Origin of the sequence: Psychromarinibacter sediminicola (assembly GCF_029168335.1) — a bacterium.
GTDB lineage: Bacteria > Pseudomonadota > Alphaproteobacteria > Rhodobacterales > Rhodobacteraceae > Psychromarinibacter > Psychromarinibacter sediminicola.
The window spans coordinates 1-5,624 of the sequence record NZ_JARGYC010000133.1 but is presented as its reverse complement, the minus strand read 5'-3'; the positions used below and the strand labels follow the sequence as shown (position 1 = coordinate 5,624).

Genomic DNA, 5,624 nt, shown 5'->3' with positions numbered 1-5,624 from the left:
CGTCCCGCGCATCATCACCCCCAGCATGCCGTGCAAAGGGTGAATCACGTTCTCAAACCCCTGTCGAGGCAGAGTTTTTCAGCAGCCTGCTAATGCCGCCGCTGGCCCGGTCGGGCGGCCGGGCGCCTGCGGGCCGCTCGATGCCTGTCCGGGCGTCCGCCGACGCCCCCGCGCGCTACTCCACCGGGGTCACCGCCTTGAGATAGGCGGCCAGTGCCGCCCGGTCGGCCTCGGGCAGCTCGGCGAGGTTCCTGATGACGTCTGCCATATGGCCGCCGGCGCTGTCGAAGTCGGGCGTGAAGCCCGAGGTGAAATAGGCCACCAGATCCGTCTCGGACCAGTCGAGCGCGGCCGGCGTGATGTTCGGGATCCGCCCGTCGCCCGAGGGGTTCGCCGCGCCGCTCAGCCATTCCGCGCGGTTCATCCCGCCCATGAGGTTGCGCGGCGTGTGGCATTCGGCGCAATGCCCCAGCGCCTCGGCGATGTAGCGGCCGCGGGTCTGCGCCTCGGTCAGCTCGCCCTCCACGACCCAGCCGTCGCGCATGAACAGCGCCTTCCAGCCGCCGAGGCTGCGGCGGATGTCGAACGGAAAGCCCACCTCGTGCGGCCGGTTCGCCGCGTCGCTCTCCGGCAGGGTCTGCAGGAAGGCGTGCAGCGAGACGATGTCCTTCGGCGTGGCATTGGCGTAGGTGCCGTAGGGAAAGGCCGGGTAATAGTGCCGGCCCTCCGGCGAGACACCGTGATGCATCGCGTTGTAGAGGTCCAGCGCCGACCAGTCGCCGATCCCGGCCGCGTCATCCGGCGAGATGTTCGGCGCATAGAAGGTCCCGAATTCGCTGGGAAAGGCGCGTCCGCCGGACAGCACCCGCCGCGCCTCGCCCTCGGCGTCCTCGGCCGCGTGGCACGAGGCGCAGCCGCCGGCGTGGAACACCCATTCGCCCCGCGCCAGGTCGGGTTCGATCCCCTCCAGCACGGAGGCGTCGGCCGTCACGGGCCGTGTGACCCACCAGAAAACGGCCGCCCCGACCAAGGCCAGGACGACCAGACCCCCCAGAATGCGGCCCATGCGGCCCCCTTACATGTCGGTCCTCAGTTGTCGGACTGACGATAATCCTCGTGGCAGCCGCCGCAAGCCCCGCCGAGGCTGCGCATGTTCGCCTGCACGCCTTCCAGCGTGGCGGCGTCGGCGGCCATCGCCTCGGTCGCCTCGACCAGGTTCGTGATCTTGGTGCCGATGTCGCTGTCGCTCTCCCAGATCGCCGGCAGGGCGCGGGTCTTGACTTCCAGACCGTCCTCGGTGCTGGAGCCGGCGGGCCAGTAGGCGGACTGGTCGATCTTGGCCAGCGCGGCCAGATTGTCGGCGGCCGCCTGGGCCGACGCGGCGTCGAAGTCGACCTCGCCCTTGGCCATGTTGCCGAGGATGCCGATGTTGAAGGCGTAGAGCTGCATATGCGACTGCCGCGCCTTCACCGCGCCCTCCACGTTGACGTGGCTGGCCGCCAGCACCGTGCTGCCGGCCACGAGCGCGGCGGTCAAACCCATCATAATCGGTCGCGTGAATGTCATTTCTGGCTCTCCCTGTTGTCGGTTTAGCTGGGCAGAGGGTAGCTGTGTGCAAACAAAAAGCCATTGAGAGATTTTGCAGGAGCGCTGATAGATTATGCACAGGGAGAATTGGGACGATCTGCGCTTCGTTCTGGCGGTGGCCGAGAACGGGTCCGTCGCGTCGGCGGCGCGGGCGCTGGGGGTCAATCACGCCACGGTCCTGCGCCGCATCGGCGCCTTCGAGGACCGCCACGGCGGCGAGCTGTTCGAGCGCACGGTCCGCGGCTATTCCGTCCCGCCCGAGCGGATGCGGCTGATCGAGGCGGCGCGCGCGGTGGAAGCGGCGGTGCTGGCCGTCGACCGGCTGCTGGAGGGGGCGCAGGCGCCACTGACCGGGGTGGTGCGCATCACCTCCACCGACTCGCTCTGCGCCACGGTGCTGCCGCCGGCGCTGGCCGAGATCGCCGCCGAGGCGTCCGGGCTGCGGCTGGAGCTGCAATGCTCCAACAGCCATCTGGATCTGGGGCGGATGCAGTCCGACATCACAGTGCGCCCGACGCCGTCGCTCGATGACGACCTGACCGGGCTGCGCGCCGGCGCGCTGGACTTCGCCGTCTACGTCGCGCCGCGGTCCGACGGGCGCTGGCTGGCGCCGGGGCGGGCGCAGGCCAAGGCGCAGCCCGCCGTCTGGATCGCCGAGCATGTGCCGCCGTCGCAGATCGCCGGGACGGCGGACAGCTTCGTGTCGCTGCGCGAGATGGCGGCGGCGGGGATGGGGTGGGCCTTCCTGCCGACGATCCTGGGAGAGCCCGATCCGCGGCTGGACCGGCTGGAGGGCGTGGCGCCGCCGATGTCGGTGCCGCTCTGGGTCGCCACCCATGCCGACCTGGCCGACGCGCCGCGCGTCGCCGTGGTGCGCGACCGGCTCGCCGCCGCCCTGCCGGAGGCGGTGCGCGCGCAGGTGTCCCGGCGCGCCTAGCGCAGGCCGCGCAAGTGCGGGATCCGCTCGGGCCTGCGACATCGCCACGCCGGGGCGCCTCGCCGAATGCGAATGAACCCGCCTTACCGCGCCACCCGGCTCGGCGGGCGCGCGTTTTCGGGCGTGAGCCAGTCGGGCCAGCCCCAGATCCGCTCCACCGCGAACAGCCCGAGGCAGAGGACGATCACCCCCGCGACCAGCTTCACCCGCCCCCAGGAGGGCGGGTTCTGCACCCAGCGCTTGGCGCGCAACAGCCAGGTCGGGTTCATCGCGCCGCCCCCTGCGCGATTGACGCACCGGCAGGCGGCGATAGGCTGATCGCATCCGGTTTCCAGGGAGATATTTCCATGCTGCGTCCGTTTCTGCTCTGCCTTGCCCTCGGTCTCGCCGCCGCGCCGGCGTCGGCCCAGCCCAGCCAGGACGAGATCGCCGAGGCCCGGCAGCTCTACATAGATGGCGCCTACGCGGCGGCGCTCAAGGTGCTGATCCCGGCGGCCGAGGCGGGCGATGCCAACGCCCAGAACATCCTCGCCGATGCCTATGACGAGGGCAACGGGGTGCCGCAGGACCGCGACACGGCGCTGGACTGGTGGGAGAAGTCGGCCGCGCAGGATTTCCCGCGCGCGCTCTACAATCTGGGCCTGTTTCACCAGGAGAGCGACCCGGACAGGGCGGCAGGTTACTACGAACGCGCCGCGGCGCAGGGCAACGACGGCGCGATGGTCAACCTCGGGCATCTGCTGGAACGCGGCCGGGTGGGCGGCGCGCGCGATGTCGAACGGGCGCGCGATCTGTACGCGCAGGCGGTGGAGGCCGGCAACCTCCTGGCGATGAACAATCTCGGGCGGCTCTATGTGGGCGACGGGGACGGGATCGACAACGACTTCGCCTATGCGCTGGATCTGTTCTGGACCGCGGCGGAGGCCGGCGACCCGATGGGGCTGAACAATCTGGGTGCGATGTATGCCAACGCCTATGGCGTGACCTACGACCCGCTGGCGGCCATCGCGCTTTACCGGATGGCGGCGCAGGCGGGCCATGCCCGGGCGGCGGTCAACCTCGCCTGGTGGCTGATCGACTGGGAGTCGGGCTGGTCGGACCCGGCGGAAGGCTGGGCCTGGTGCCTGATCGGCATGGAGCGGGCGCCGGCGGAGGATGCCGAGGAGATCGAGGCCGAATGCGCCGAACTGTCCGGGCTGATCGACGCCGAGACGCGCGCGGCGGGCGCGGCGCTGACACCCTCGCTCATCCGGTGAAGCGCACCTTGCCGATATAGGGCAGGTTGCGGTTGCGCTGGGCATAGTCGATGCCGTAGCCGACGACGAACTCGTCCGGTATCTCGAAGCCCGTCCAGGTCGCCCGCACCTCCACCTCGCGGCGCGTCGGCTTGTCGAGCAGCGCGATGGTCTCCAGCCGTCGGGGCAGGCGGGTGGCCAGCAGCTTGACCACGTGGTCCAGCGTATAGCCGGTGTCGACGATGTCCTCGACCACCAGCACGTCCCGGCCCGCGATCTGTCCGCGCAGGTCCTTCAGGATGCGCACCTCGCGGCTCGACTGCATCGAGTCGCCGTAGGAGGACGCCTCCAGGAAATCGACCTCCACCGGCAGATCCAGCTCGCGCACGAGATCGGCGATGAACACGAAGGAGCCGCGCAACAGCCCGACGACGACGAGCTGCTCGGTATCGCCGAAAGTGCCGCGAATCTCCCGCGCCAGCTCCTCGATCCGGGCTGCGATGGCCTTGGCCGAGATCATCGTGTCGACCACGTAAGCCGGTTGAGACATGTCGCCCCCTTGATTTCCGCTGTCCCGGCCATAGGAAAAGGGGTCAGACAGGCAAAAGCAATCACGTATGACGACGCACACCGACACCCGACGGCTGCCCTACACCGCGCAGCAAATGTTCGACCTCGTGGCCGATGTCGACAAGTATCCCGAATTCCTGCCGTGGTGCTCCGCCGCCCGGGTCCGCAAGGTCGCGCCGACCGACTACGGCCGGCTGATGGAGGCGGACCTGGTGATTTCGTTCAAGGTATTCCGCGAACGCTTCGGCAGCCGGGTGGAGCTGCATGACAGCGACATGAAGATCGTCACGGAATATATTGACGGGCCTTTCAAATATCTCACGAGCACCTGGAGCTTCGCGGAGCTGGACGACGGCGGCTGCGAGGTGTCTTTCTTCGTCGATTTCGAGTTCCGCAACTTCGTGCTGCAGCGCGCGATCGGCCTGGTCTTCAACGACGCGATGAAGCGGATCGTGCGCGCCTTCGAGCGGCGCGCGGACGAGCTCTACGGGCGCTGACCCGGTCGCATTGACAATGCGGCCCGGTCGCACCGGTCTTGCGACCCGGTCGCACTGGTCTTGCGGCAACCCGATCTTTACGATTTGCGCCGATAGCTTCGAAGGCGAGCGGCCGGCCCGGCGGGCCGCCCGCGACCCGGGCCGTTTTGGGGAGAGAGTGCATGATCACTGCTGAGCTGGCGCGTTTCGCCGTTTCCGCCGAGCCGAATGCGGGCGTGCGCGCGATGATGCGATTGTCGATGTTCGACTGGGCGATCTGCGGCTATGCGGGCCGGAACGAGCCCGTCGCGCGCCTGGTCCGCGACATGGTCGGGGCCGAGGGCGGCGCCGAACAGGCCGCGCTGTTCGGCCAGACGGTGCGTTTGCCCGCCCGGGCGGCGGCGCTTGCCAACGGAACGGCCAGCCATGCGCTGGACTACGACGACACCCATTTCGGCCATATCGGGCACCCGTCCGTCGCGGTGATCCCCGCCGCGCTGGCGGTGGCGGAGCGGGACGGAACCGGCGGCGGCGCGTTCCTCGACGCCTGCGTCATCGGCGCCGAGCTGTCGATTCGCGTCGGCGAGTGGCTGGGGCGGTCGCATTACCGCACCGGGTTCCACCAGACGGCCACGGCCGGCGCCTTCGGCGCGGCGGCCGCGGCCGGGCGGCTCATGCGGTTGGACGACGCGCGGATGGCGCATGCCCTGGGCCTCGCGGCGAGGCGTAAGCGGCCGCCCATCACCCTTGGCGCTGCGGGTTGACTATTCAGCGAAGCTCCAAGGCATGAGTTCGTCGATGTCGCTCTGCATATGCTGG

At 69.5% G+C, this 5,624-nt stretch carries 8 protein-coding genes; 4 read left to right on the top strand and 4 right to left on the bottom strand.

The window, feature by feature from the left end; all coding sequences use genetic code 11:
• Positions 1 to 175: 175 nt before the first annotated feature.
• Together P1J78_RS23900 and P1J78_RS23895 are read right to left on the bottom strand one after the other, a co-directional pair.
• Positions 176 to 1,066, bottom strand: coding sequence for a c-type cytochrome (locus P1J78_RS23900; protein WP_275569882.1), 891 nt, complete (start codon positions 1,064 to 1,066; stop codon positions 176 to 178).
• Positions 1,067 to 1,089: 23 nt separating this feature from the next.
• Entirely contained in the window at positions 1,090 to 1,566 is a 477-nt protein-coding gene (locus tag P1J78_RS23895; protein ID WP_275569881.1) for a c-type cytochrome, read from the bottom strand.
• Positions 1,567 to 1,660: 94 nt separating this feature from the next.
• Between P1J78_RS23895 and P1J78_RS23890 the strand changes: the two genes are divergently transcribed.
• Positions 1,661 to 2,524, top strand: a complete 864-nt coding sequence (locus P1J78_RS23890) for a LysR family transcriptional regulator (RefSeq protein ID WP_275569880.1) — start codon at positions 1,661 to 1,663, stop codon at positions 2,522 to 2,524.
• Between the two features lie 83 nt (positions 2,525 to 2,607).
• Here P1J78_RS23890 and P1J78_RS23885 read toward each other — a convergent pair whose 3' ends face one another.
• A complete protein-coding gene (locus tag P1J78_RS23885) occupies positions 2,608 to 2,793 on the bottom strand; it encodes a hypothetical protein (RefSeq protein ID WP_275569879.1) in 186 nt (61 codons plus the stop codon).
• Between the two features lie 78 nt (positions 2,794 to 2,871).
• Here P1J78_RS23885 and P1J78_RS23880 point away from each other — a divergent pair, with 78 nt between their 5' ends.
• Complete coding sequence (locus P1J78_RS23880; RefSeq protein ID WP_275569878.1) at positions 2,872 to 3,780, top strand: tetratricopeptide repeat protein; 909 nt, start codon at positions 2,872 to 2,874, stop codon at positions 3,778 to 3,780.
• Here the strand turns inward: P1J78_RS23880 and hpt are convergent.
• Complete coding sequence (gene hpt, locus P1J78_RS23875; protein WP_275569877.1) at positions 3,770 to 4,309, bottom strand: hypoxanthine phosphoribosyltransferase; 540 nt, start codon at positions 4,307 to 4,309, stop codon at positions 3,770 to 3,772. The two genes, P1J78_RS23880 and hpt, sit on opposite strands and share 11 nt — an antisense overlap.
• Before the next feature lie 67 nt (positions 4,310 to 4,376).
• On the opposite strand from hpt, the gene P1J78_RS23870 reads away from it, so the two are divergent.
• Both P1J78_RS23870 and P1J78_RS23865 read left to right on the top strand, forming a co-directional pair.
• A complete protein-coding gene (locus P1J78_RS23870; RefSeq protein ID WP_275569876.1) occupies positions 4,377 to 4,826 on the top strand; it encodes a type II toxin-antitoxin system RatA family toxin in 450 nt (149 codons plus the stop codon).
• 161 nt (positions 4,827 to 4,987) lie between these two features.
• A complete protein-coding gene (locus P1J78_RS23865) occupies positions 4,988 to 5,569 on the top strand; it encodes an MmgE/PrpD family protein (protein ID WP_309568151.1) in 582 nt (193 codons plus the stop codon).
• Positions 5,570 to 5,624: the final 55 nt, after the last annotated feature.

Coding starts and splice junctions, on each gene's coding strand:
- P1J78_RS23900 (WP_275569882.1), bottom strand. CDS start 1,066: ATGGGCCGCATTCTGGGGGGTCTGGTCGTCCTGGCCTTGGTCGGGGCG.
- P1J78_RS23895 (WP_275569881.1), bottom strand. CDS start 1,566: ATGACATTCACGCGACCGATTATGATGGGTTTGACCGCCGCGCTCGTG.
- P1J78_RS23890 (WP_275569880.1), top strand. CDS start 1,661: ATGCACAGGGAGAATTGGGACGATCTGCGCTTCGTTCTGGCGGTGGCC.
- P1J78_RS23885 (WP_275569879.1), bottom strand. CDS start 2,793: ATGAACCCGACCTGGCTGTTGCGCGCCAAGCGCTGGGTGCAGAACCCG.
- P1J78_RS23880 (WP_275569878.1), top strand. CDS start 2,872: ATGCTGCGTCCGTTTCTGCTCTGCCTTGCCCTCGGTCTCGCCGCCGCG.
- hpt (WP_275569877.1), bottom strand. CDS start 4,309: ATGTCTCAACCGGCTTACGTGGTCGACACGATGATCTCGGCCAAGGCC.
- P1J78_RS23870 (WP_275569876.1), top strand. CDS start 4,377: ATGACGACGCACACCGACACCCGACGGCTGCCCTACACCGCGCAGCAA.
- P1J78_RS23865 (WP_309568151.1), top strand. CDS start 4,988: ATGATCACTGCTGAGCTGGCGCGTTTCGCCGTTTCCGCCGAGCCGAAT.